The 22753-nt window shown below is 69.8% G+C and carries 26 protein-coding genes, 1 tRNA gene and 1 pseudogene; 17 read left to right on the forward strand and 11 right to left on the reverse strand.

All coding sequences use genetic code 11. From position 1 onward, the window contains the following. Positions 1 to 202 precede the first annotated feature (202 nt). The gene (locus ACFFCA_RS04385; protein WP_375482186.1) at positions 203 to 709 is read left to right on the forward strand and encodes a heme-degrading domain-containing protein; all 507 of its coding nucleotides are present in this window, start codon (positions 203 to 205) and stop codon (positions 707 to 709) included. A gap of 247 nt (positions 710 to 956) precedes the next feature. Beyond that, positions 957 to 2240, forward strand: a complete 1284-nt coding sequence (locus ACFFCA_RS04390; RefSeq protein WP_375482188.1) for an ice-binding family protein — start codon at positions 957 to 959, stop codon at positions 2238 to 2240. A 32-nt stretch (positions 2241 to 2272) separates the two neighbouring features. On the opposite strand, the gene ACFFCA_RS04395 is transcribed toward ACFFCA_RS04390, so the two are convergent. Beyond that, the gene (locus tag ACFFCA_RS04395) at positions 2273 to 3301 is read right to left on the reverse strand and encodes a hypothetical protein (RefSeq protein WP_375482189.1); all 1029 of its coding nucleotides are present in this window, start codon (positions 3299 to 3301) and stop codon (positions 2273 to 2275) included. Further along, complete coding sequence (locus ACFFCA_RS04400) at positions 3301 to 3819, reverse strand: RNA polymerase sigma factor (RefSeq protein WP_375482191.1); 519 nt, start codon at positions 3817 to 3819, stop codon at positions 3301 to 3303. The genes ACFFCA_RS04395 and ACFFCA_RS04400 overlap by 1 nt, the downstream gene beginning before the upstream one ends. A 702-nt stretch (positions 3820 to 4521) precedes the next feature. Here ACFFCA_RS04400 and ACFFCA_RS04405 point away from each other — a divergent pair. Further along, on the forward strand, positions 4522 to 5331 hold the full coding sequence (locus tag ACFFCA_RS04405) for a TIGR04255 family protein (RefSeq protein WP_375482192.1): 810 nt from the start codon (positions 4522 to 4524) through the stop codon (positions 5329 to 5331). Further along, complete coding sequence (locus tag ACFFCA_RS04410) at positions 5328 to 5873, forward strand: hypothetical protein (protein WP_375482193.1); 546 nt, start codon at positions 5328 to 5330, stop codon at positions 5871 to 5873. The genes ACFFCA_RS04405 and ACFFCA_RS04410 overlap by 4 nt, the downstream gene beginning before the upstream one ends. A 556-nt stretch (positions 5874 to 6429) precedes the next feature. Here the strand turns inward: ACFFCA_RS04410 and ACFFCA_RS04415 are convergent. Continuing rightward, positions 6430 to 6555: a hypothetical protein gene (locus ACFFCA_RS04415; RefSeq protein WP_375482194.1), complete on the reverse strand. Its 126-nt coding sequence runs from the start codon at positions 6553 to 6555 to the stop codon at positions 6430 to 6432. 216 nt (positions 6556 to 6771) lie between these two features. Here ACFFCA_RS04415 and ACFFCA_RS04420 point away from each other — a divergent pair, with 216 nt between their 5' ends. Then, positions 6772 to 6969, forward strand: coding sequence for a hypothetical protein (locus ACFFCA_RS04420; protein WP_375482289.1), 198 nt, complete (start codon positions 6772 to 6774; stop codon positions 6967 to 6969). Positions 6970 to 7273: 304 nt separating this feature from the next. Here the strand turns inward: ACFFCA_RS04420 and ACFFCA_RS04425 are convergent. Continuing rightward, positions 7274 to 7420 (reverse strand): annotated as a pseudogene (locus ACFFCA_RS04425) (DUF5615 family PIN-like protein); the annotation flags it as partial. A gap of 117 nt (positions 7421 to 7537) precedes the next feature. Beyond that, positions 7538 to 7768 carry a DUF433 domain-containing protein gene (locus ACFFCA_RS04430; protein ID WP_375482195.1) on the reverse strand — a complete coding sequence of 77 codons (231 nt, stop codon included), beginning with the start codon at positions 7766 to 7768 and terminating at the stop codon, positions 7538 to 7540. 104 nt (positions 7769 to 7872) lie between these two features. Here ACFFCA_RS04430 and ACFFCA_RS04435 point away from each other — a divergent pair, with 104 nt between their 5' ends. Both ACFFCA_RS04435 and ACFFCA_RS04440 read left to right on the forward strand, forming a co-directional pair. Beyond that, positions 7873 to 8061 (forward strand): hypothetical protein, encoded by a 189-nt coding sequence (locus ACFFCA_RS04435; protein WP_375482197.1) that lies wholly within the window; start codon positions 7873 to 7875, stop codon positions 8059 to 8061. Positions 8062 to 8085: 24 nt separating this feature from the next. Beyond that, a complete protein-coding gene (locus ACFFCA_RS04440) occupies positions 8086 to 8970 on the forward strand; it encodes a tyrosine-type recombinase/integrase (RefSeq protein WP_375482199.1) in 885 nt (294 codons plus the stop codon). 59 nt (positions 8971 to 9029) lie between these two features. On the opposite strand, the gene ACFFCA_RS04445 is transcribed toward ACFFCA_RS04440, so the two are convergent. Further along, positions 9030 to 9102 (reverse strand) — tRNA-Lys (locus tag ACFFCA_RS04445). A 162-nt stretch (positions 9103 to 9264) separates the two neighbouring features. Between ACFFCA_RS04445 and ACFFCA_RS04450 the strand changes: the two genes are divergently transcribed. Further along, entirely contained in the window at positions 9265 to 9900 is a 636-nt protein-coding gene (locus ACFFCA_RS04450; protein ID WP_375482201.1) for a GNAT family N-acetyltransferase, read from the forward strand. Between the two features lie 18 nt (positions 9901 to 9918). Here the strand turns inward: ACFFCA_RS04450 and ACFFCA_RS04455 are convergent, their stop codons facing one another. After that, positions 9919 to 10143: a hypothetical protein gene (locus ACFFCA_RS04455; protein ID WP_375482203.1), complete on the reverse strand. Its 225-nt coding sequence runs from the start codon at positions 10141 to 10143 to the stop codon at positions 9919 to 9921. A 102-nt stretch (positions 10144 to 10245) separates the two neighbouring features. Beyond that, positions 10246 to 11073, reverse strand: coding sequence for a class I SAM-dependent methyltransferase (locus ACFFCA_RS04460; protein WP_375482205.1), 828 nt, complete (start codon positions 11071 to 11073; stop codon positions 10246 to 10248). Positions 11074 to 11096: 23 nt separating this feature from the next. Here ACFFCA_RS04460 and ACFFCA_RS04465 point away from each other — a divergent pair, with 23 nt between their 5' ends. Beyond that, positions 11097 to 12116, forward strand: a complete 1020-nt coding sequence (locus tag ACFFCA_RS04465; protein WP_375482207.1) for a UDP-N-acetylmuramate dehydrogenase — start codon at positions 11097 to 11099, stop codon at positions 12114 to 12116. Positions 12117 to 12122: 6 nt separating this feature from the next. Here the strand turns inward: ACFFCA_RS04465 and ACFFCA_RS04470 are convergent, their stop codons facing one another. Continuing rightward, positions 12123 to 12905 (reverse strand): SDR family NAD(P)-dependent oxidoreductase, encoded by a 783-nt coding sequence (locus tag ACFFCA_RS04470; RefSeq protein ID WP_375482209.1) that lies wholly within the window; start codon positions 12903 to 12905, stop codon positions 12123 to 12125. A gap of 82 nt (positions 12906 to 12987) precedes the next feature. Between ACFFCA_RS04470 and mshA the strand changes: the two genes are divergently transcribed. From mshA to ACFFCA_RS04495, 5 genes are all read left to right on the forward strand, one after another. Continuing rightward, complete coding sequence (gene mshA, locus ACFFCA_RS04475) at positions 12988 to 14247, forward strand: D-inositol-3-phosphate glycosyltransferase (protein ID WP_375482285.1); 1260 nt, start codon at positions 12988 to 12990, stop codon at positions 14245 to 14247. Next, entirely contained in the window at positions 14244 to 14735 is a 492-nt protein-coding gene (locus tag ACFFCA_RS04480) for a YbjN domain-containing protein (protein WP_375482211.1), read from the forward strand. The genes mshA and ACFFCA_RS04480 overlap by 4 nt, the downstream gene beginning before the upstream one ends. Before the next feature lie 110 nt (positions 14736 to 14845). Further along, the gene (locus tag ACFFCA_RS04485) at positions 14846 to 16654 is read left to right on the forward strand and encodes an MFS transporter (RefSeq protein ID WP_375482213.1); all 1809 of its coding nucleotides are present in this window, start codon (positions 14846 to 14848) and stop codon (positions 16652 to 16654) included. Beyond that, complete coding sequence (locus tag ACFFCA_RS04490) at positions 16651 to 17235, forward strand: TetR/AcrR family transcriptional regulator (RefSeq protein WP_375482215.1); 585 nt, start codon at positions 16651 to 16653, stop codon at positions 17233 to 17235. The genes ACFFCA_RS04485 and ACFFCA_RS04490 overlap by 4 nt, the downstream gene beginning before the upstream one ends. 50 nt (positions 17236 to 17285) lie before the next feature. After that, the gene (locus ACFFCA_RS04495) at positions 17286 to 18029 is read left to right on the forward strand and encodes a phosphoglyceromutase (protein WP_375482217.1); all 744 of its coding nucleotides are present in this window, start codon (positions 17286 to 17288) and stop codon (positions 18027 to 18029) included. Between the two features lie 15 nt (positions 18030 to 18044). Here the strand turns inward: ACFFCA_RS04495 and phoU are convergent, their stop codons facing one another. Then, positions 18045 to 18716 carry a phosphate signaling complex protein PhoU gene (gene phoU, locus ACFFCA_RS04500; RefSeq protein ID WP_375482219.1) on the reverse strand — a complete coding sequence of 224 codons (672 nt, stop codon included), beginning with the start codon at positions 18714 to 18716 and terminating at the stop codon, positions 18045 to 18047. A gap of 144 nt (positions 18717 to 18860) precedes the next feature. On the opposite strand from phoU, the gene ACFFCA_RS04505 reads away from it, so the two are divergent. Together ACFFCA_RS04505 and ACFFCA_RS04510 are read left to right on the forward strand one after the other, a co-directional pair. Then, the gene (locus ACFFCA_RS04505; RefSeq protein WP_375482221.1) at positions 18861 to 20159 is read left to right on the forward strand and encodes a sensor histidine kinase; all 1299 of its coding nucleotides are present in this window, start codon (positions 18861 to 18863) and stop codon (positions 20157 to 20159) included. Between the two features lie 54 nt (positions 20160 to 20213). Next, positions 20214 to 20894 carry a response regulator gene (locus ACFFCA_RS04510; protein WP_375482223.1) on the forward strand — a complete coding sequence of 227 codons (681 nt, stop codon included), beginning with the start codon at positions 20214 to 20216 and terminating at the stop codon, positions 20892 to 20894. A gap of 13 nt (positions 20895 to 20907) precedes the next feature. Here ACFFCA_RS04510 and ACFFCA_RS04515 read toward each other — a convergent pair whose 3' ends face one another. Beyond that, positions 20908 to 21735 (reverse strand): hypothetical protein, encoded by an 828-nt coding sequence (locus tag ACFFCA_RS04515; RefSeq protein WP_375482225.1) that lies wholly within the window; start codon positions 21733 to 21735, stop codon positions 20908 to 20910. 57 nt (positions 21736 to 21792) lie between these two features. Between ACFFCA_RS04515 and ACFFCA_RS04520 the strand changes: the two genes are divergently transcribed. After that, positions 21793 to 22725, forward strand: a complete 933-nt coding sequence (locus tag ACFFCA_RS04520; protein ID WP_375482227.1) for a hypothetical protein — start codon at positions 21793 to 21795, stop codon at positions 22723 to 22725. Positions 22726 to 22753: the final 28 nt, after the last annotated feature.

The following is a 22753-nucleotide window of genomic DNA, read 5'->3' on the forward strand; positions in this document are numbered from 1 at the left end:
CAACTGCCCCCCCGGCCGCAACGCCCGCCCCGCCCCCCCGCCTGGCGCGGCATTTCGCTGTCCGGGGGTCGGCCGTGCGCGTCAGGTGCCGAACCCACGCAGCCGCCTACGCAGCCGCCCGCGCTGCCGCCCGCGTAGGCCACGGTGGGAGACCGGCCGAGTAGCGTCCGCACGTCCCACCGTCCGTTCGACAGGAGTGCTCGTGGCCGGCACCGAATCACCCGTCCCGACGATCGCCGAGCTGGAGGAGCAGGAGTCGCGGCTGGAGTTCACCCACTTCGACAACCTCGACGCCTGGAACCTCGGCGTGCGGCTCGTCGGCCTCGCGACGGAGCGCGCGCTTCCGGTCGCGATCGACATCCGCCGGCACGGCCAGCAGCTGTTCCACGCCGCGCTGCCGGGCACGACACCGGAGAACGACGCGTGGATCGAGCGCAAGATCCGGGTGGTCGATCGCTTCGCCGCGGCCTCGTTGCTGGTCCGCCTGCGGCTGGCCGAGTCGGGGCAGGCCCTCGACGCGGGTCTCGGCGTGGACCCGGCGCAGTACGCCGCGCACGGCGGCTGCGTCCCGCTGCGCATCCGGGGCGTCGGGGTCGTCGGCACCGTCACCGTGTCCGGGCTGCCCCAGGTCCAGGACCACGCGCTCGTCGTCGAGGCGCTCGAGGGCGCGTTGGCCGCCGCCACCGGAACGCACCGGCCTGAGGAATAGCGACGACCGCGACGGTCCCCGATCGACGACGGCGTCGCGAACGGTGTGAAGCTTTCGTTCAGCGCACACGTGCGCGGGCTGCTATGTTCAGCGAGGCGTCGGGCAAAGGCGCGAGAGCTCTGGGATTTCACCCGACCGCACGAGCGGTTCCGTGCCTTTCATTGCCCTGTCACGAAGTGTGACCACGCCGGGGTACCCGGACGTGACTTTCCCGGCCGGGGGGCGGGTCCGAAGACAGGCGTGCCTCATGGGCTTCCCCACCCCTTCGCAATCCACCGCGGCCTCCGCCGGCTCCACCCGGCGACCGGCCTTCCGACGACTGGCCGGGACACTGGCCGCAACGACGAGCGTCGCGCTGCTGATCGCCTTCGGGACAGCGGGTTCCGCGGCAGCGGCCGGCGCCCAGGTCGATCTCGGCACCGTCGCGGCGTACTCGGTGTTGGGCGGCCAGACCGTGACCAACACCGGGCCCAGCCGGTTGAACAACGATCTGGGTGTCAGCCCCGGCACCGCCATCACCGGCTTCCCGCCAGGACGGACCGCCGGCGCCACCCACGCCGCCGACGCTCCGGCCGAGCAGGCCCAATCAGATCTGACCATTGCCTACAACGATGCCGCGGGTCGCGCCAAGACGGCGAGCGTGGCCGGTGACCTGGTCGGACGCACCCTGACCAGCGGGGTCTACAACTCGACCGGACCACTGTCGTTGAGCGGCACGCTCACCCTGAACGGTCAGGGCGACCCGAATGCGGTCTTCATCTTCCAGGTCGCCTCCACGCTGATCACGGCCTCGGCCAGCTACATCAACATGATCAACGGCGCGCAGGCGTGCAACGTCTTCTGGCAGGTGGGCAGTTCCGCGACGTTGGGCACCGCGTCGGTGTTCCGCGGAAGCATCCTCGCGCTCACCTCGATCTCGGTCACCACGGACACCGTCGTCCAGGGCCGCGCGTTGGCTCGCAACGGCGCCGTCACCCTCGACAACGACACCTTCACCTCGCCGGCCTGCGGCACGACGGTCGAGGCCACTCCGAGCACCACCACCGCGTCCGTCACCCCGTCGACGACCGCCACCGGCGGCACCGCCACCGTAACGGCCACCGTCACCGGCGCCGGCTCCCCGACCGGAACGGTCGTGTTCACCAGCGGCGGCACGCAGGTCGGTTCCGCGCCCGTCGACAGCACCGGGCACGCCACCGTGACGATCCCTGCGGGTGATCGCGCCGGCACGAAGACCATCACCGCTACCTACACGGGCAGCACGACCCTGCTGCCGTCGACGTCGCGCCCGACCTCGCTGACTGTTCGCGCCGCCCCGTCCTCCGGGTCGTCGACGAGCCCTGGGTCCCCAGGGGTTACGGGCGGCGGTACGTCACCCGGCACGCCGTCGCCCTCCGCGACGTCGCCGCTTGCCTCCACCGGAACGACGCACCTGGCTGCGTTGATCTCAGCCGCTGTCGCGCTGATGGCGCTGGGCGGGGTGTTGAGCTGGACGGGCCGAGGGCGACGCCGCGCACACCACCGCCGATAGACGTTCCCTCGTTCGATGCGGACCCGGATCGGTCAACGCGGCTGGCGGACCGCTCTGGCGCGGACGGACGCCGGCACCGAAGCGGTCTGCCTCTGCTCGATCAGGGTCTCGGTGTAGTGGGAGCGCTCGGCCCGGCAGACGTTCGGGTCGGCGACCGGGGCTTCGCTCTTGCGCGGCGGGTCGGGCGGACAGGAGCCTGCGGCGAGGTCCAGGTCGATCTCGGTCTCGAGCAGCTCGGTGCTGTGCGGGTCGAAATACAGCGACTCCTTCTCACCGGGCCGGTAGGTGGGGTCCACGAAGTCGGCGCGGACGGCTGGCCGCCCCAGTGAGTCGGTGGTGGTGCTGGTCGTCACGCGCCCGGTGTGTTGCAGCACCGTGAGCGCCGCGGCACGCAGGTCCGGTGAGGCCCAGCCCGACCCGACGATGGTCTGGACGTAGTCGAAGACCGCCTCATCCGTAGACGTGCTGCCGCTGACATGAGCTCGCAGCGTCCGCTCCAGGGCGACGGGATCTGTCGGCAGGTGGCTCAGCGTGCGCGGCGTCGGGTCCTCGAAGTCACCGGTGCCGGGAGCGAACAGCAGGTACGAGACGCTGCCGTCGTGCTCGGTGTCCCTGCGCCAGACGCGGCCGCGACCGTCGGTCCAGCTCTCCTGGACGGCCGTCCCGCCGTCTTCGGTGTCATGGCGGACGACGTGCCAGTAACCGCCGGTCACCAGTGCCGGAGCCACCCGCGCTCGCGCAGCGAGCAGGACGAACTGGTTGCGCGTCGGGCTGACCGCTGGGCTCGAGGCGGGTGACGGGTGGTTCGCCTCCGGATTGTGACCTGCGGTTCTGCTCGTAGCGTTGCCGACCAGTGCCACGCCGGCGACCACGGCCACTACGGCCGCCGCGGCGAGACCGCCGGTGAGCGTCGCCGGCTTCCACCGCAGGCGCATCGACGTCGCGGTCTGCGCACGATCGAAGACAGCCGCGCGACGGTCGGCAGGCCATAGATCGTCGAGCTGCTCGTCGGTGGGCCGGTACCCGGACACGACACTGACGGGATCGAAGGGGTGGCTCATCAGGCTTGCTCCAGATCCGTGAGATGCGCAGAAGCCATGTGGTGAAGTCGCTGCCGCGCCCGTTGGAGGCGAACGGTGAAGGCATGCGGGGAGCACCCGGCCACCGTCGCCGCCTGGACGGCGGTCAGGCCGTCCCAGGCGACGAGCAGCACCGCCTCCCGTTCGAGGTCGGTGAGTGCGGCGAGCGCCGACAGCACGTCCTGGCGGGCCAGCACGGCGCTGTCGGCAGACGACACCGGCGCCGCTAACCGCTCCAACGCCATCAGCTCCAGGGTCAGACGGGCCGACCGTGCCGTGGTGCGCCGCCGGTTCGCGATGGTGTTCCTGGCGACCACCAGCAACCAAGGAAGAGGGTCGTCAACAGGGACGTCGGGCAGGCGGCGCCACGCCACCAGGAAGGTGTCGGCGACGACGTCGTCCGCTCCCGACGCGTCCGTCTGCCGGCGCGCGAAGGCGTAGACGCGGGTACTGCACTCGGCGAACAGCTCGGTGAACCTCTGATGGTCCCTGCTGCGCACCCTCACAATGAGTACTGTCCGCCACCACCGGATAAGTCACACCGGCCCGACGATCAGACCCCGGCGTGTGGCGCGCTCGGTAGGTCAGCTGCGGACTCTTTGCGTACCAAGCTGAGTTGATCATGTTTCCGGAGCTGGACCGAGACGCTGCAGGCCGGTGATTACGGGGGAAATATGAGTGGGCCCCGTCGGGCTCGAACCGACGACCTACGGATTAAAAGTGTCATGCGCAGGCTCTTTGGCGCTCCCAGAGATTCGGGCTCAAGTGCCTGCAGGTCCCAGCTTCGCTGGGCTACGTTGTGTTGGCCCGTGTTGGCCGATCACGGCTCGTGACGGCCAGTTATGAACCTCTTGCGGACTTTTTGCGGACCAGATCAAGATCATCCTCACCAAGGAGCCGAAGATGCCTCGATCGGCTTCGACCGAGGTTCTGACCTCCTCAAGTCCGCGAGTCGTAAAAGCGGCCCCAGCCGCGTGGGACCGCTGCGCCATGGCCGCCACGCTCGATTGTCCGCGCCACTGTGGTCGATGAGTCGACCCTGACAGCGAGTCCGAGCGATCGTCGATCCGCTGCCCGGAACGGGAACCGGTGCCACCCGCCTTCCGTTGCGTTAATGTAAGGCCATCTAAGTTAGGGAGCCGTCACATCACGCAGATGAGCCGAGGGGCGGCTACAGTCCGAGTTCGTGAGAGGCGGGTCGAATGACGGTCTATGAGCCGCAGCAGGTTCAATTCTTGAGACCGCCAGTGGTCGAGGTTGCGCTCTCGTTGCAAAGCTTGCCAGTTCCTGGCGTCACGACGGCGCATTTTGGACTTTTCTGGAATGCATATTTGCGTGACGACTACCCGTTTGTTCAAGAACAACCCCCGATCATGTCTCCACCGGAAATAAACGAGGACGGATCGTTTTCGCCGCAGATTTTTTTCGGTGCTCCCAACTTCAGTCGGCATTGGTACCTATCCCCCGACAACACGCGTCTAGTACAGTTGCAGCAGGATCGCCTCGTCGTCAATTGGCGCCGGCTGCATACCGATGTTTATCCGCGTTATGATGTTCTTCGCGCGGAATTCGTGAGGATCCAAAACGCATGGACGCAATTTCTCAGGGACAGCGGTTTCGAGATCTATCAAACTACCCGCATAGAAGTGACTTATATAAATCATCTTGCTCGGGCGTCAGTCGATGGTCGTAGCTCGGTGCTCGATATTCTGGATGGCACGGTGCGGCCGCATTGGCCCACTAAGATGGGTAATCCGCGCGATCTACAGTTGACGCAAACCTTCGCGTTAGGGGAGCTTGCGAAAGGCGGCAGCCTCACGGTAACTGCTGGGCCCGCAGTCGATTGGACGAGCCAACCGGTCGTGGGCCTAAACCTCGTTTTCCAAGCCTCTGGTACAAATGAGTTGGAAGCGTGTATGGATTTGATGGACCGAGGACATAATCAAATTGTTAATAGCTTTGCGCAGATAACGGCTGCCGATCTGCGCGATGAGTGGGGAGAGGTCGTATGACCGCGCCGCAGACGACCACCACGTCTGAGCTGAAACAGGGCTACGAGATACCCGACGATTCGACAGTGGAACAACCTTATTCCCGCGTGCCGGCCAACGACGTTCTGGCGACAATTGGGTACACAGAATCGGGTTGGCCCGCTGTCTCTTCCGTCGTCGTTCCGGCTAATACTAGCCGTGACCCCGAGTACCGTCGTCGAATCATCGAGTTCCTGAGTGAGCTCAATCGCGTAATGAGCACGCCCTCGACGATAGACACTAACCTGGCGGCAATCGACCAGGTCATTGGAAAGCGCGTTACGGAATACATGCTAACCCTATCGGTGACCAGCACGATGATTCCGTCTATCTACCCACTCTCCGATCGCGGCGCTCTCCTTCGTTGGACGCGAGGGTCCGACAGCTTAGATGTTGAATTCGACACAGAAGGTGACGTTGTCGCGTTGCTTAAGGTCGACGGCCGAAAGAGCTCGGGTTTCTTGCATAGCGTTTGGCGTGACCTAACGCAATGGATGTTTCAGACGGTGGCAGCTGCAGCGTGACAAGCGAAGCCTCTGAGCCATCTCAGGGGGATTCTGTGGCGGAGACGGAGGTCTATCTCCGATTTAGCCCGCCGACGCCCGCTCAGTGGGATTCAGATGGCCGACCCACTCTGGCTGCTCTATCGCTACAGCGTGGAGAAGATGGACTCTCGGGTAACGCCCAACACCTGATGGCGTCGAAGGGGCTCGGCCCTAATGCAATATTGGCTAGCCGTGAGGGGTATGGTCTATTCGCAGTACCGGTGATGAACATCATCTCTACCGGTTGTCAGCCCGTACACAAGCCAATCGACCCGCCCAGTCGCCCTGAGGATTTCAGTCATGTGGTCGTGCCGCGGCCTAACGTCACCAAACCGGCGTGGCAACGAATACGCGACGAATGGATAGAAGCGGCAACTGTAATTCGTCCGCCCCAAGCGCCTCTTGGGGCGAGGGGTACTGGTAGCGCAACCGCTACGTGAACAGCGACTGACCGCAGGCCATCCTAGGGTCGATCTAAGCTATTCATTATCCGACGGTCGAATGCCAAAAATTGCGCGTCGGCTGTGGCTATAGGTTAGGCATTAGTTCGGCGCTCGAAAGCGGTGAGCACGTTGTTCAGGGCGCGAGCGAGGGGCTGGATGTCACGGCTGTAGATCGCGCCGGTGTCGAGCTGGTGGGCGAGCTCGGCGAGCACTGCCACCCACTTGTCGTGACGAGGCGTCGACGCAGCGGCGCCTTGCACCTGCCGTTCGACGATCTCAACTGCTGACCGGCCGGATCGGGCGGCGCGCTCCTGCTCCCAGGCTCGCTGTCGACAGGTCGCGGAACACCACTTGGGGATGCGCCCTCGGGCCTTTGGCTCGATGGGTCCCTTGCACCAGCCGCAAGTCAGCGCGGCTCGCCGGCGGGGTCCAGCTTGAGCGAGAACCGCATCGCGTCGCTCGGCGTCACTAGGTGGCCCGACCTCGCGTTTGATCGTTCGCTCGAACTCGCGCCGGTCCCGCTCCTGCTGCCGCAGGCGGGCTCGACGAAGAGCTTCCTGTTGTCTGCCGACCTTGCGCGCCATCGACGGATTCTAATTCGTCACGACGGATTCGACGGCCTGAATGCATGAGGTGTGTCGGGCCAATTCGGACGTGTGAGGTGTCCTTGGCCTGGCCAGATTGGAGGGGCTGTTCGCTCGGGCTTGGATTACAGACGTCAGCGAGGCGTTTAGGCAGGGTTAGCCGGTGTTCAAAGTTCGGCGTGGCCTGTTCGGGCTCGCGCGCGGCCAAGACGAAAGGCCCGCATGCGAGGCCTCCGCTCTGGGCGGAGTGGCTACACCAGCGGTAAGCGGCGGATGCGCAGGGGCGTTCGCCCAGGACGACGACGGCCCCGGCGTCGAGATCCTCTGCGACGGCCGCGAGGTCGTTCAGCACCAGCGCGGCCTGCTCCGCCGGCCGCTCATTTGCAGCGCGCCGCATGAGGATGAAGGACGGCGACGCAGCTTTCGTGCGGGCGAGGATGGCGCCGAAGTCCGTGTCTGCGCTGACGAGCACCCGCTGCTCCGCGCGAGCGGTCGCCATGACGACGTCATCGGTGGCCCGACTCAGCCCCGACCTCGCAAGCGACAGTCACGTCGTGCCCCGCGGCGCGCAACGGCTCGGCGACCTTTGGCGAGATGTTCTTGTCGAGCAAAGACCTCATGCCGGTTCGCGCAGCGGCAGCTCTCGCTCGCGGACAGCAGCGGCGGCGTATCGCAACGCCTCGGCTACGTCCTCGGCCTGGAGGTCCGGGAAGTCGTCGAGGATCTCGGTCACCGACATGCCGTCGGTGACCATGCCGACCACCGTGGCCACCGGCATGCGCATACCGCGGATGCAGGGCAGTCCGCCCATCACATCCGGGTCGGTGGTGATGCGCTCGAAGGCCACGGATGAAGCGTAACGGCGTTGGTGTCGTTGGCGGCGAATTGAGCCCTGGGTCGTGGCAGAGGCTCGTGGTACACGCAACGCACCGACACCACTCGGAGGCGACCATGGCCAGCCTGGCGAAGCGTGCAGACGGACATTGGCGGACGCGGTACCGCGACGCTGCGGGCAACCAGCACTCGCGGCACTTCAAGCCCAAGGTCTACGCCCAGCACTGGCTGGACGAGGTGACGACAGCTGTCACGACCGGCATGTACGTCGACCCAGGCCGCTCGTGCATCACCTACGGCGATTGAGCCGCCAAATGGATCGCGACCAAGGTGGACCTCAAGGCCACAACCCGCGCTCGGTACGAGGGCATCCTGCGCGCGAACGTCCTGCCGCAGTGGCGCACGGTCCGCCTCCGCGACGTCACCCATGGCGACGTCGCGGCCTGGCTCGTTGTGCTCACCGCCTCGGGTCTCGCGCCGTCCACTGTTCGGGAGATCCGCCGCGTCTTTTCGCTTAGCCTCACGCTGGCGGTCCGCAACGGCCAGTTGGCGCGCAACCCGGCCGACCACGTGCCGCTGCCGCGTCCTCGGCCACGCGAGAAGGTCTTCCTCACCGTCGACCAGGTCGAGGACCTCGCCGTGGCCGCCGCCGACTACCGCGTCGCGATCCTGTTCCTCGCCTACACCGGTGTCCGCTTCGGCGAGCTGTCGGGACTGCGGGTGCGCCGGCTCGATCTGCTGCGCCGCCGTGCCGAGATCGTCGAGGCGGTGGCCGAGGTGTGCGGCGCGGCGATCTTCAGTTCGCCGAAGTCCCACCAGGTCCGCAGCGTGCCGATCCCGCGCTTCCTCGTCGACGACCTGGCGCAGCTGACCGCCGGCAAGGCGCCGGAGGACTTCGTCTTCACCTCACTGCGTGGGGGACTGCTGCGGCTGACGAACTTCCGCCCGACGGTGTTCGACCCCGCGGTGCGCGCGGCCAGGCTGGACGGGCTGACACCGCACAGCCTGCGCCACACCGCGGCGTCCCTGGCCATCACCAGCGGCGCCGACGTCAAGGTCGTGCAGCAAATGCTCGGGCACGCCAGCGCCACGATGACCCTCGATCTGTACGGCCATCTCTACGGCGATCGGCTCGACGAGGTGGCCGATCGGATGGACGCGTTGCGGACCGCCCGCGGACCTGCTGCGGACTTTTGCGGACCAAAGGCGAGTTGATCATGTTTCCGGAGCTGGACCGGGACGCTGCAGGTCAGTGATTACGGGGGATATATGAGTGGGCCCCGTCGGGCTCGAACCGACGACCTACGGATTAAAAGTCCGCTGCTCTGCCAACTGAGCTAGAGGCCCGCAACGGAGCCGAGACTACGGCAGGCCGGGGTCGCCGGCACCCGCGCCGCCGGCGGACCCCCGGTACACCGACACGCCCGGCGGACCAATTCTCGGGAACGTGTTGCACGCCGGTACACGGGCCGACATGTTGCGGAAACGCCGCGGTGTGAACGTGTCCTCATGCCCAGCGCAACCCAGACGACCTGCATCCGCCCGGTGATCGACAACGACCCGGCCGAACCGACCCGCACCGAGATGACCGCCCTCGTCGAGGTGTCGCGCCAGCCGTGGGCGACGCGCGTCGGCAACAAGCCGCTCATCGTCCGGCCGAGCACCGCACGCGACATCGCCGGGGTCGCGCAGATGCACCGCCGCTGCTCCGCTCGCTCGCTGCTCGACCGCTACCGCTCCGGTGGTCGCCCGCCCGCCCCGGCCGCCCTCGACTGGACGCTGCGCAACCCGCTCAGCTTCGTCGCCGTCACGACCGACGGCTCGGTCATCGCGACCGTCAGCGCGCAACGCGACACCTCGCACGGCTACCTCTGCGCCGAGGCGCAGCTGCTCGTCGAGGACCGCTGGCAGCGGCTGGGCATCGGCACCGAGCTGATCTCCCACATCGCCGGGGTCGCGCAGGTCGCGGGCTACCACGAGCTGATCGCCTACCCGGCGACCGCGGTGCCCGCCGCGCAGCGGCTGATGGTCGACGTCGGGCGCACCCGGATGGTGCCCGAGGCCGGCAACGCCCACCTGCACACCTACCTGCCCGACGACGCGACCCTCGGCCTGGGCTCGGTGCGGCAGCGCCTGGCCGGCTGACGCCGCCGCACCCCGGGCTCAGCCCTGCTTCTGGCCGAGTGCGACGAGAACGCCGGCCAGGGCGAAGTACTTGTTGCTGCCCAGGTCGGCGATGGTCTTGATGTTCAGCGCATCCGCAAGCGCTGCGTCGTGCTTCTCGGTGAGCCCGGCCAGCGCGGACGGCGGCGCGGCCAGGATCTCGTCGAGCGATTTGTTCTCCCAGGCCTTGTCGAGACCCTTCTCCAGGTTGACGGACACAGCCATGTGTTCCTCCTCGGGTCGTGCAGCGGTGTTGCCGACCGGCTGGTGGCGTGACCCAGCGTCGTCCTCCGCGACGGACCCGGCAAGGGCCGCATCGGCCGAGGCTCAGGACGGCGCGACGGCCGCCCACGGCACGCCGAACTCGCCGTGCCGGGCCCGGCCCGTGTCCACCGCCCAGCCGCGGGCGGCGAGCCCGTCGACGGCCGCGACCCACCGCTGCCGCGCCCCGAACGGCGTCAGTGCGGCCGCTGCGTCCCATGCCGCGTCGAGGTCGCGCAGCAACGCATGGACGGCCTGCCCGGGCACGTTGTGGTGGATCAACGCCTTCGGCAGCCGCTCGGCCAGTGTCGACGGCCGTTCGAGATGCTCGAGCGAGCAGGCGAAGGTGACGCCCCGCGGGCCGGCCGCGTCCAGCAGCACCCAGCAGCCGAGGCGGCCCAGCTCGTCGCACGTGCCCTCGACGAGCAGCCCACCCGGGGCCAGGCCGTCGCAGATCGTGCGCCACGCGGCCAGCGCCTCGTCCTCGGGATACTGCCGCAGCACGTTCGCGGCGCGGACGAGGAACGGGCGGGCGCCGGCCAGCTCGAAACCCCCACGCGCGAACGTCAGCCGGGGCGCGTCGGTGGCTGACTGCGCCGCCGCCACCCGGGCGGGGTCGATCTCGAGCCCCAGCACCCGCACGTCCGTGCGCACCCGGGCCAGCCGCGTGGCCAGCTCGACCGCGGTCACCGGGGTGGCGCCGTAGCCGAGGTCGACGACGAGCGGGTCGGCGGCCGCGCGCAGCGGCGCCGCGAGCGCCGAGCAGATCCAGTTGTCCATGCGCCGCAACCGGTTCGGGTTGGTGGTGCCGCGCGTCGGCAGGCCGAGCGCGCGGGCGCGGCCGGCCGCGAGCCGCGGACGGCGCCCGCCCGCCACGGGTGCGCCAGCCGCCATGCCGGGAACGGTAGCGTCGAGCCGTGTCGCAGCCGCTCGCCGAGTTCACCACGCTGCGCCTCGGCGGTCCCGCCGAACGAGTCGTCACCGCGACCTCGACCGCCGACCTCGTCAACGCCGTCCGCGCTGCAGACGCCCGGCGTGAGCGTGTCCTGGTCGTCGGCGGCGGCAGCAACCTGGTCGTGGGCGACAACGGTTGGGCCGGCCCCGCCGTCCTCGTCCGGACGACCAACGTCGCGGTACGGACCACGGCCACGCAGGCGACCGTGACCGCGGACGCCGGCGTCACCTGGGACGACCTCGTCGCCGACAGCGTGGCCGCCGGGTGGTCGGGGTTGGCCGCGATGTCCGGCATCCCCGGTTCCACCGGCGGCACGCCGGTGCAGAACGTCGGCGCCTACGGCAGCGAGGTGGCCGACGTCGTCACCGGCGTGCAGGTGCTCGACCGGCACACCGGCGCCGTCGAGGACTGGCCCGCCGAGCGCTGCGCGTTCAGCTTCCGCAGCAGCGCGTTCAAGCACACCGACCGCTTCGTCGTCCTGACCGTCACCTTCGGCCTACCGGTCGAGACGGACGCACCACCGATCCGCTACGCCGAGCTGGCCCGGCGGTTGGACGTCGAGGTCGGTGAGCGGGCCGCGTCGAAGGACGTGCGCGAGGCGGTGCTGGCGCTGCGGGCGAGCAAGGGCATGGTGCTCGACGCATCCGACCACGACACCTGGAGCGTCGGGTCGTTCTTCGTCAACCCATTCGTCGACGAGACGCTCGTGCCCGACGGCTGCCCGCACTGGCCGACCGACGAGGGCATCAAGCTCTCGGCCGCCTGGTTGATCGAGCACGCCGGGTTCGGCAAGGGCTTCGGGCTCGACCGCGGCGACGGGCGGGTCGCGCTGTCGACCAAGCACACCCTCGCGCTGACGAACCGCGGCGGCGCCACGACCGCCGAACTGCTGGCGCTGGCCGCGGTGATCCGCGACGGCGTCGAGGGCCGCTTCGGCATCCGGCTGCGCCCCGAGGCGCACCTGGTGGGCGTCGAGTTCTAGGCGGTCCTACCCGATCGGGCCGCGCGCCACCTTGTACGGCGCGGCCTGCGCGATGGGCTTGACCACCAGCAGGTCGACGTTGACGTGCGCCGGCCGCGTCACCGCGAAGCTGATGACGTCGGCGATGTCGTCGGCGACCAGGGGTTGTTCGACGCCCTCGTAGACCTTGTCGGCGGCCGCCTGGTCGCCGCGCAGGCGGGTCAGCGAGAACTCCTCGGTGTGCACCATGCCCGGGGCGACCTCGGTGACCCGCACCGGCTGCCCGTTGAGCTCGAGGCGCAGCGTCTCGGCCAGGGCGGTCTCGGCGTGCTTGGCCGCCGTGTAACCCCCGCCGCCCTCGTAGACCAGGTGCCCGGCGATCGACCCGACCATGACGACGTGCCCGCCGGCGCCGGCGCGCAGGGCCGGGAGCAACGCCTGCGTCACCCGCAGCGTCCCGAGCACGTTCACCTCGTACATCCATCGCCAGTCGTCCGCGGCGGCGTCGGCCACCCGCTCGGTACCCAGTGCGCCGCCGGCGTTGTTCACGAGCACGGCGACATCGTTCAGCGAGGCCACGAGCTCCGCGACCGAGTCGTCGGAGGTGACGTCGAGCGTCACCGCCCGGACCCCCGGCACCGTCGCGGCCAGCTCGTCGAGCCGCTCGCGGCGCCGGGCCGCGGCCACCACCGCAAACCCGTCGGCCGCGAGCCGGCGGGCCGTCGCGGCTCCGATCCCGCTGCTCGCGCCGGTGACGACGGCCGTGCCGCGAGAGGTGGGCGAGGGGGTTGCCGGTGTGCCTGACGTCATGGCGCGATTCTCCATCGCGGCGAGGAGGGCATGATGCAAGGGGCCGACCGAGGGAGGGCATGTGGGGCTGCACCGCGTGGCCATGCTCAGCGTGCACACCTCTCCGCTGGACGCACCGGGCGGCGGCGACGCCGGAGGCATGAACGTCTACATCGTCGAGACGGCCCGGCGCCTGGCCGATGCCGGCGTCGAGGTCGAGATCTTCACCCGTGCCACGTCCAGCGAGCAGCCGCCCGAGTACCCGCTGTGCCCGGGGGTCTCCGTCCGTCATGTCACGGCCGGGCCGTTCGAGGGCCTGGCCAAGAACGACCTCCCGGCCCAGCTGTGCGCCGTCACCGCGGGCGTCATGCGCGCCGAGGCGCGCCACGAGCCCGGCTGGTACGACCTCATCCACTCCCACTACTGGCTCTCCGGCCAGGTGGGCTGGCTGGCCCGCGAGCGTTGGGGCGTGCCGCTCGTGCACTCCGCGCACACCCTGGCCAAGGTCAAGAACGCCCTGCTCGCCGACGGCGACGAGCCGGAGCCGCGGGCCCGCGTCATCGGCGAGGAGCAGGTGGTCGCCGAGGCCGACCGCCTCATCGCCTCGACCGTGGACGAGGCCGGCCAGCTCGTCGAGCTCTACGGCGCCGACCCGCGCAAGGTCCGCACCATCGCGCCGGGCGTCGACCTCGACACCTTCGTCCCCGGCGACGCCCTCGCCGCGCGCCGCCGCCTCGGCCTGCGCGCCGACGCGCTCACCCTGCTGTTCGTCGGCCGTATCCAGCCGCTGAAGGCACCCGACGTGCTGCTGCGCGCGGCGGCGATCGCGTCCGCCGATCCGGCCCTCGCCGGGCGGCTGCAGGTCGTGATCCTCGGCGCGCCCAGCGGGTCCGGTCTCGAACAGCCCCAGCGCCTCGAGCAGCTGCGCGACGAGCTGGGTCTCGGCGGCGTCGTCGAGTTCCGGCCCCCGGCCCCGCGCTCCGTCGTCGCCGACTACTACCGCGCGGCCGATCTCACCGTGGTGCCCAGCTACAACGAGTCCTTCGGGCTGGTGGCGCTGGAGTCGCAGGCCTGCGGGACGCCGGTCGTCGCGGCGGCGGTCGGCGGCCTGCCGACCGCGGTCGCCGACGACGTGTCCGGGGTCCTGGTCGACGGGCACGACCCGGACCAGTGGGCCAAGGTGCTGCTCGAGGTGCTCCGCTCGTCGGACGTCCTGGCGCGGCTCGCCACCGGGGCGCGCGCCCACGCCGAGCGGTTCTCGTGGGAGCGGACCGCCGACGGCCTGCTCGTGGCCTACCGCGAGGCGATCCTCGAACTCCGCAGCAACTCCGCAGCGAACCAGGAAGTGGTGATCCGGTCATGACGTCCGTCCCGGAGACGATCGAGGCCGCACTGCGTGACCTCGACCTCGAGTGGGAACGCCTCGACGACGCCACCTTCGCGGTCGCCCTGCCCGGGGAGAAGCGGCTCAAGACCGCCTGCATCCTCACCGTCGGTGCCCACGCCCTGCAGATCGAGGCGTTCGTGATGCGGGCCCCGGAGGAGAACCGCGAGCAGGTCTACACGTGGCTGCTGCAGCGCAACGCCCGCATGTACGGCGTCGCCTGGTCGATCGACAGCACCGGCGACGTCTACCTCACCGGCCGGGTGCCGCTGGGCGGGGTCACGGCCGACGAGCTGGACCGGCTGTTCGGCGCGGTTCTCGAGTACTCCGACGGGTCGTTCAACCTGCTGCTCGAGATGGGCTTCGGGTCCTCCATCCGCCGGGAATGGGCCTGGCGGGTCAAGAACGACGAGCCACTGCACAACCTCATGGCCTTCAAGGACTTCGCGCAGCGCGCCGTGGACTGAGCCGTTCGGACCGGCCCGTTTTACGCAACGCTTGCGTAGCGGAAGTACTCGTGCTTCACTGGTCGCATTGCGCTACGCAGGTGTAGCGAATTGATGCGGCGGAGGTCGACATGGACGACGAGACCATTCAGAAGCGGCGCTGGGGCATCCTCGGCGTGCTCGTCCTGTGCCTGCTGGTCGTGATCCTCGACAACATGATCCTCAACGTCGCGTTGAAGACCATCCAGGCCGACCTGAACGCCTCGCAGACGGCGATGCAGTGGGCTGTCGACAGCTACGCGCTCGTCTTCGCCGGGCTGCTGATCACGTGGGGCGTGCTCGGCGACCGGCTCGGGCGCAAGAAGGTGCTGCTCACCGGGCTCGTGCTGTTCGGTGCGATGTCGGCGCTGTGCTCGTTCGCGAGCTCGGCCGGCGAGCTCATCGCGTTCCGAGCCCTGATGGGCATCGGGGCGGCCGCGGTCCAGCCGCAGACGCTGTCGATCATCCAGAACGTCTTCGAGCCCAAGGAACGACCGAAGGCCATCGGCATCTGGGCGGGCGCGTCCGGCATGGCGATCGCGCTCGGGCCGATCACCGGCGGCCTGCTGCTGCGTTACTTCTGGTGGGGCTCGATCTTCCTGGTCAACGTCCCCATCGTCATCGTGGCCGTCGTCGCCATCGTGGTGCTCGTCCCCGACTCGAAGGACCCCAGGCCCGGACGCCTCGACCCGTTCGGCGTGCTGCTCTCGATCGTCTCGCTGGCCGTGCTCGTCTACGGCGTGATCCAGGGCGGGAACAAGAACGACTGGCTGCAGTGGGACACCAGCGGTGCCATCGTGCTCGGCCTCGTTCTGCTCGCGGTGTTCGTGTGGACGCAGAACCGCAGCACGCATCCGACGATCGACGTGTCGCTGTTCACCAACCGCGCGTTCAGCGCCGGCTCGTTCGCAATCGCCATGGCGTTCTTCGCGCTGCAGGGCGCGACGTTCTACCTGGCCTACTACCTGCAGGCCATCCGCGGCTTCTCGCCGCTGTCGGCGGGGCTGTGCCTGATCGCGGTCGCCGCGGCGGTGATGACGGCGGCCCCGCTCTCGGCGCGACTGTCCGCACGCTTCGGGCCGTCGAGGGTCGCGGGCACCGGCCTGTTGATCTTCGGCCTGGCGCTCGCCGGGTACGGCGTCGTCGGCCAGTCGACCCCGATCTGGGCCATCGAGGTCATCCTGGCCGGCACCGGTCTCGGCATGGGCCTGACGATGTCGCCGGCCACCAACGCGATCATGAGCGCGGTCCCGCGGGAGAAGGCCGGGGCGGGCTCGGCGGTCAACAACACCGTCCGTCAGGTGGCCGGTGCCCTGGGCGTCGCCATCCTCGGCTCGATCCTCGCCGTGCTGTTCCGCGGCCACCTCGGCAGCGACGCCCCGCAGCAGGTGGCGAGCACGCTGGACCGGCCCGCGGCCGTCGTGCAGCAGCTGCCCGCGAACCAGCGGGTCGGCACCTACGTCAGCGGCGACACCAGCCAGTCCATCGGCGACGCGCTGCCGTTCGCGCAGAAGGCCCAGCAGGCGTTGCAGCGCCGGCAGGCCGCGAGCAGCTCGCAGCCGTCGCCGCAGCAGGTCGCCGCCGCGCGGTCGGCGCTCGGCGGGTTCGTCGACAAGTCCCGCAGCTCGTTCATCTCGGCCATGCGGCTGACGTCCGTGCTCGCCGGCATCATGGCGTGGATCGGGGCCGTGGTCGCGTTCCGCTACCTCCCCAACCGGCGCGCCTTCGCCCAGGTCAACGCCTCGCCGCCGCAGGCCGAGGACGAGATGATCGAGCCCGCCGGCACGTCGGCGGACCCGACGCTCGACGACGTGCCGGCCGCGGAGCCGCGCCACCTCGACACCGAGCACCCGCCGGTGCCCGAGCACGCGGACCACGAACCGCAGCACGCGCAGTCATGACGGCGACCGAGACGCGGCGCGGCCGCCCGCGCAGCGAGGCCATCGACGCGGCCATCCTGGACGCGACGGTCGACGAGCTGGTCGACCACGGCCGCAACGGCTTGTCGATGGAGCGGGTGGCCGACCGGGCCGGCGTCGCGAAGACGACCGTGTACCGCCGCTACCCGGACGCGGACGAGATGATCGTCGCCGCGCTGCGCGGCATGAAGGGCGGGCCGCCGACGATGCCGGACGCCGGCGTCCGCGACCAGCTCGTGGCGTTGCTCGACAGCATGCGGCAGACGTGGAGCGAGCCGCGGTTCGCAGCGGTCATGCGCCGCGTCGCGGCCGACGGCACCACGGCGCCCGAGGCCTACGCCGAGCATCGGGAGCGCCTCGTCGGGCCGCACATCGCGCGGTTCCGCGAGGTGCTCGAGCAGGGTGTCGTCCAGGGGCTCATCCGTGGCGACGTCGACCTCGAATGGGTGCGCACCATGATCGTCGCGCCGGTGACGGCGACAACCATGACCCTGCGCCCGGCCATGACCGCCGCCCAGGTCGAGACGACCGTCGACACCGTGCTGCGCGGCGTCGCGCCCTGACCTGCCGCGGTCCCTCGGACCGGCCGGACCGCCGCTGGCAGGATGACGGTATGGCGACTTTGGTGCTGCTGCGGCACGGCGAGAGTGACTGGAACAACAAGAACCTGTTCACCGGGTGGGTCGACGTCGACCTGACGGCCGAGGGCGAGGCCGAGGGCCGGCGCGGCGGTGAGCTGCTGGTGTCCAACGACCTGCTGCCGGACGTGGTGCACACCTCGCTGCTGCGCCGGGCGATCCGGACCGCACAGATCTCCCTGGACGCCGCCGACCGGCACTGGATCCCGGTGCGCCGGTCGTGGCGGCTGAACGAGCGCCACTACGGCGCCCTGCAGGGCAAGGACAAGGCCCAGGTGCGTGACGAGTTCGGCGAGGAGCAGTTCATGCTGTGGCGCCGCTCCTACGACCAGCCGCCACCGCCGCTGGCCGACGACGACCGCTACAGCCAGGTCGGCGACCCCCGCTACGCCGACCTGCTGGAAACGGTGCCACGGACCGAGTGCCTCGCCGACGTCGTGACGCGGATGCTGCCGTACTTCTACGACGCGATCGTGCCGGACCTGCGCGCGTCGGGCGTCGTCCTCATCGCGGCCCACGGCAACTCGCTGCGCGCGCTGATCAAGCACCTCGACGGCATGTCGGACGAGGACGTCGTGGGGCTCAACGTGCCCACCGGCATCCCGCTGCACTACGACCTCGACGACACCACGCTGATGCCGACCGGCCCGGGCACCTACCTCGACCCGGACGCAGCGGCTGCGGCGATCGAGGCCGTGGCCAACCAGGGCAAGAAGTAACCGGCAGGCCGGCCGTCAGCGGGCCGTCGTGCCGTTCGCGACCGGGCCGGGTCGCACACCCGTGACGATGAAGATCGTGCGCCGGGCCACGGCCACGGCGTGGTCGGCGTAACGCTCGTAGTAGCGCCCCAGCAGCGTCATGTCGATCGCGGCCTCGGTGCCGTGCGCCCACCGGGGCGAGAGCACGAGCGTGAACAGCTTGCGGCGCAGCGCGTCCATCGAGTCGTCCTCAGCCTCGATGGCCTGGGCCAGCGAGAGGTCGCGGCCCTCGACGACCTCGCCGACCTTGAGCACGAGCGAGTGCGCGACCTCACCCATCTGGCTGATGACGTCGCGCGCCTCGTCGGGGACCGCGACGTCCGGGAAGCGCAGCCGGGCGATCTTCGCGACGTGCAGGGCGAGGTCACCCATGCGCTCGAGGTCGGCCACCAGGTGCAGGGTCGTGACCACGACGCGCAGGTCGGTGGCCACCGGCTGCTGCAGCGCGATGACCTGGAAGGCGCGATCCTCGAGAGCGACCCGCAGGTCGTCGACCTGCTGATCGGCATCGATGACGCGCTCAGCACGGTTGAGGTCGGCGTCGAGCAGCGACCCCGTGGCCTGTTCCATGGCGACGGCCACCAGGCGGATCATCTCGGCGACGCCGGCGCCGATCTCGTCCAGCTCGTCGTGGAATACGTCACGCATGGTGGCGACGATCCGTCGGGCGGACGACGTTGCCGTGCTCGTGCGGTGAACGGCACCGCTCGTTACGGTGAACAGCAAGTAGCGGCACGGCGCCCCACCTCTCGGGTTGCCGCCCAGTTTAGTCCGCGCCCGTACCCTGATCCTGTGCCCACGCTGGCGATCGTCGCGGTGGTGGCCCTCGTGCTCGGCGGGGCCATCGGGTTCGCGCTCGCCGCGTCGCGTCGTCGTGTCGAGGACCCGGCGCCGCCGCCCGAGCGGGAGACGTTCCCCGACACCGGCGTCGACGTGCTGCGGCGGCGGATGAGCCAACCGCTCGCCTCGCTCGTCGTGCAGGCCCTGGATCACGGCGTGATCGTCGTCGATCGCGAGGAACGCGCCGTGCTGGTCAACCCGGCCGCCCGCAGCATGCGGGTGCTGGACGTCGACACGCTGGCCTTCCCCGAGCTCGTCTCGCTCGTACGCAGGTCGATGGAGACCGGTGACTACCTGACCCGCTCCGTCGACCTGCCGATCGGCAGGCTGGGTCGTGAGCCGATCGCCCTCTCGGTCACCGCGGTCCCGCTGCGGCCCGATGCCGACGAACGGGTCGCCGGCGTGTGCCTGCTGCTCGCCGACGTCAGCGAGCTGCGCCGCCTCGAGGCCGTCCGTCGTGACTTCGTGGCCAACGTCTCGCACGAGCTCAAGACGCCCGTCGGCGCGCTCACCCTGCTCGCCGAGGCCATCCAGGACGCCGCCGACGAGCCGGAGATGGTGGCGCGCTTCGCCGGTCGCATCCAGCACGAGGGGTCACGCCTCGCCAAGCTCGTCGGCGAGCTGATGGAGCTCTCGCGGGTGCAGGGCGCCGACCCGATGCCCGGCGCCACCGAGGTCGACGTCCGGACGGTGCTCGACGAGGCCATCGCCCGTACCAAGCTGGCGGCCGAGCAGGCCTCGATCACGGTGACGGTGTCGTGCCCGGAGGGGTTGCGCGTGCGTGGCAACGAGGCGCAGCTCGCCACGGCCGTCGCCAACCTCGTCGACAACGCCATCGCCTACAGCGGCGGCGGGACGAAGGTCGCCGTCACCGGGCGCGCCGACGACGAGAGCTCGGCACCGCTCGTCGACATCTCGGTCACCGACCAGGGCATCGGCATCGCCGAGGCCGACCGCGACCGCATCTTCGAGCGGTTCTACCGCGTCGACCCGGCGCGCTCCCGCGCCACCGGCGGCACCGGGCTGGGCCTGGCCATCGTCAAGAACATCGTCACCAACCACCTGGGCTCGGTCTCGGTGTGGAGCGCGGACCGCTCCGGGTCGACATTCACCATCCGGTTACCGCGCGTTCACCCGGGTCGGACATCGTCACCGCAGGACGGACCGGCGGGCGACCGCGAGGTGAACGACCGGTCGACGGACAGGTCCGTGACGGCCCCGGCCGTCGCGACGGAGGGATCGCACACCTGATGACTGAATGTCCAACCCGGAGGGATCTCGCATGACCGAGCTTGCGAGGGGCGAATGACGCGGGTGCTGGTGGTCGAGGACGAGGAGTCGTTCTCCGACGCGCTGTCCTACATGCTGCGCCGCGAGGGTTACGAGGTCGAGGTGGCGGGCACCGGCATCGACGCGCTGACCAGCTTCGACCGCAGCGGCGCTGACCTGGTGCTGCTCGACCTGATGCTGCCCGGGCTGTCGGGCACGGAGGTCTGCCGCGAGCTGCGCACCCGCTCGCACGTGCCGATCATCATGGTCACCGCGCGCGACTCCGAGGTCGACAAGGTCGTCGGCCTCGAGCTCGGTGCCGACGACTACGTCACGAAGCCGTTCTCGTCACGGGAGCTGGTCGCGCGGATCCGGGCGGTGCTGCGGCGCGGGATGGAGCCCGAGGAGCTGATGCTCAACGTGGTCGAGGCCGGGCCGGTGCGCATGGACGTCGAGCGGCACGTCGTGTCCGTCGACGGCCAGCAGGTACAGCTGCCGCTGAAGGAGTTCGACCTGCTCGAGCTGCTGCTGCGCAACGCCGGCCGGGTGCTCACCCGCGGCCAGCTCATCGACCGCGTCTGGGGCGCCGACTACGTCGGTGACACCAAGACGCTGGACGTCCACGTCAAGCGGCTGCGGGCCAAGATCGAGCCGGACCCTGCGAGCCCGAAGTACCTCGTCACCGTGCGCGGGCTGGGTTACAAGTTCGAGAGCTGACCCGCAAGGACGGTTAGCGGGACTTCGTGGGTCTGGCAGCCGCGCCCTTGGCGTTCTTGGCCGCCGCTGCCGTGGCCGGGTGCACGGCCACCAGACCCAGCTTCAACCGCTTGGCGCAGATCGCGGCCAGCTCGTCGTAGGCCTTGTCGCCGATCAGCGCGATCAGCTCAGGCCCGTAGGACAGGTACATCGGCTCGCCGCCGACGTGCGCCTCGGGCGACGACGTGCAGTACCAGTCGAGGTCGTGGCCGCCCTCGCCCCACCCGCGCCGGTCGAATTCGGCCAGCGTCGAGCGCAGGATGCGGGTGCCGTCCGGCCGGTCGATCCACTCCTGCTCGCGGCGCACCGGCAGCTGCCAACACACCTCGGGCTTGGTCTCGAGCGGGTTCATCCCGAGCCGCAGCGCCAGCCCGTGCAGCGCGCAACCGATGCCGCCGGGATGGCCCTCGCGGTTGGCGAAGATGCAGGCGCCGTCGACGGTGCGGGTCTTGCGCCGCTTCTCGCCGTCCTCCAGCTCGTCCTCCGGCACCTTCTCCGAGAACCGCAGCTTGCCGTTGGCGTTGTGCCCCTCGTCGTAGAGCTGCCAGTCGTCGCGGGTCAGCTGGGCGGCGAACCGTTTGGTGCGCTTCTCGTCGTCGCTGTCGGTGAAGTACGCGCCGTGGTTGCAGCATCCGGTCGACGCCTGACCCTGGACGGTGCCGTGGCAGCCGCGGCCGAAGATGCAGGTCCAGCGGGAGCACAACCAGGTCAGGTCGGCGCGCACCACGTGCTCGGTGTCGGCCGGGTCGAAGAACTCGACCCACTCTCGGGCGAAGTCGAGGGACACCTCACGCTGTGGCACGGGACGAGCCTACGAGACGATGTCGATCAGGCGACGACATGACATAGTCTGCGCGCCATGAGATTGGGAGTACTGGACGTGGGCTCGAACACCGTCCACCTCCTGATCGTCGACGCGCACCGCGGTGCGCAACCGACCCCCCAGCACTCGGACAAGGCCACGCTGCGGTTGGCCGAGAACCTGGACAAGCGCGGGAACCTGAGCACCCGCGGCGCGGACGCGCTGGTCGCCGCAGTCTCCGACGCCCGGCGTGAGGCGCTCGCCCAGGGCTGCGACGAACTGCTTGCCTTCGCGACCAGCGCCGTCCGCGACGCCAACAACAGCGCGCAGGTGCTCAAGCGCGTCGCCCGCGAGTCCGACGTCGACCTGCAGGTGCTGTCCGGTGACGACGAGGCGCGGCTGACGTTCCTGGCCGTGCGCCGCTGGCTCGGCTGGAGCGCCGGGACGATCTTCTCCCTGGACATCGGTGGGGGGTCGCTCGAGCTGGCGGCCGGCGCCGACGAGGACCCGCGGGTCGCGGTGTCGGTACCGCTCGGCGCGGCGCGCCTGACCCGTGAGTGGTTCGACGACGACCCCCCGGCGAAGCCGGCGATCGCCCGGCTTCGGCAGTACGTCGAGTCGGAGCTGGCCCGACCGGCCAAGCTGCTGCTCGAGTCGGGCCCGCCCGATCACGTCGTGGCCACCAGCAAGACCTTCCGCACGCTGGCCCGCCTGGCCGGCGCCGCGCCCAGCTCGGCCGGCCCGCGAGCCGTGCGGATCTTGACCCGCACCGGGCTCACCCAGGTGACGTCGTTCATCTCCCGGATGGCGTCGACCGACCTCGCCGAGCTCGACGGTGTCAGCGTCGGGCGGGCGCACCAGACCCTCGCCGGCAGCATCGTCGCCGCGGCCGCGATGGACGCCCTCGGCACCGACCATCTCGAGATCTGCCCCTGGGCGCTGCGCGAAGGTGTGATCCTCCGGCGCCTGGACTGGCTCGAGAGTCCGTGACCCGTCGTCACGGGCTAGCGTTCGGTCC

Source organism: uncultured Jatrophihabitans sp. (assembly GCF_964252635.1).
Lineage (GTDB): Bacteria > Actinomycetota > Actinomycetes > Mycobacteriales > Jatrophihabitantaceae > Jatrophihabitans.

What these genes read in the sequence shown, in the direction of transcription:
- ACFFCA_RS04390 (WP_375482188.1), top strand. Translation starts at nt 957, where the DNA reads ATGGGCTTCCCCACCCCTTCGCAATCCACCGCGGCCTCCGCCGGCTCC.
- ACFFCA_RS04395 (WP_375482189.1), bottom strand. Translation starts at nt 3,301, where the DNA reads ATGAGCCACCCCTTCGATCCCGTCAGTGTCGTGTCCGGGTACCGGCCC.
- ACFFCA_RS04405 (WP_375482192.1), top strand. Translation starts at nt 4,522, where the DNA reads ATGACGGTCTATGAGCCGCAGCAGGTTCAATTCTTGAGACCGCCAGTG.
- ACFFCA_RS04410 (WP_375482193.1), top strand. Translation starts at nt 5,328, where the DNA reads ATGACCGCGCCGCAGACGACCACCACGTCTGAGCTGAAACAGGGCTAC.
- ACFFCA_RS04435 (WP_375482197.1), top strand. Translation starts at nt 7,873, where the DNA reads ATGGCCAGCCTGGCGAAGCGTGCAGACGGACATTGGCGGACGCGGTAC.
- ACFFCA_RS04450 (WP_375482201.1), top strand. Translation starts at nt 9,265, where the DNA reads ATGCCCAGCGCAACCCAGACGACCTGCATCCGCCCGGTGATCGACAAC.
- ACFFCA_RS04455 (WP_375482203.1), bottom strand. Translation starts at nt 10,143, where the DNA reads ATGGCTGTGTCCGTCAACCTGGAGAAGGGTCTCGACAAGGCCTGGGAG.
- ACFFCA_RS04460 (WP_375482205.1), bottom strand. Translation starts at nt 11,073, where the DNA reads ATGGCGGCTGGCGCACCCGTGGCGGGCGGGCGCCGTCCGCGGCTCGCG.
- ACFFCA_RS04470 (WP_375482209.1), bottom strand. Translation starts at nt 12,905, where the DNA reads ATGACGTCAGGCACACCGGCAACCCCCTCGCCCACCTCTCGCGGCACG.
- mshA (WP_375482285.1), top strand. Translation starts at nt 12,988, where the DNA reads ATGCTCAGCGTGCACACCTCTCCGCTGGACGCACCGGGCGGCGGCGAC.
- ACFFCA_RS04480 (WP_375482211.1), top strand. Translation starts at nt 14,244, where the DNA reads ATGACGTCCGTCCCGGAGACGATCGAGGCCGCACTGCGTGACCTCGAC.
- ACFFCA_RS04485 (WP_375482213.1), top strand. Translation starts at nt 14,846, where the DNA reads ATGGACGACGAGACCATTCAGAAGCGGCGCTGGGGCATCCTCGGCGTG.
- ACFFCA_RS04490 (WP_375482215.1), top strand. Translation starts at nt 16,651, where the DNA reads ATGACGGCGACCGAGACGCGGCGCGGCCGCCCGCGCAGCGAGGCCATC.
- ACFFCA_RS04495 (WP_375482217.1), top strand. Translation starts at nt 17,286, where the DNA reads ATGGCGACTTTGGTGCTGCTGCGGCACGGCGAGAGTGACTGGAACAAC.
- phoU (WP_375482219.1), bottom strand. Translation starts at nt 18,716, where the DNA reads ATGCGTGACGTATTCCACGACGAGCTGGACGAGATCGGCGCCGGCGTC.
- ACFFCA_RS04510 (WP_375482223.1), top strand. Translation starts at nt 20,214, where the DNA reads ATGACGCGGGTGCTGGTGGTCGAGGACGAGGAGTCGTTCTCCGACGCG.
- ACFFCA_RS04520 (WP_375482227.1), top strand. Translation starts at nt 21,793, where the DNA reads ATGAGATTGGGAGTACTGGACGTGGGCTCGAACACCGTCCACCTCCTG.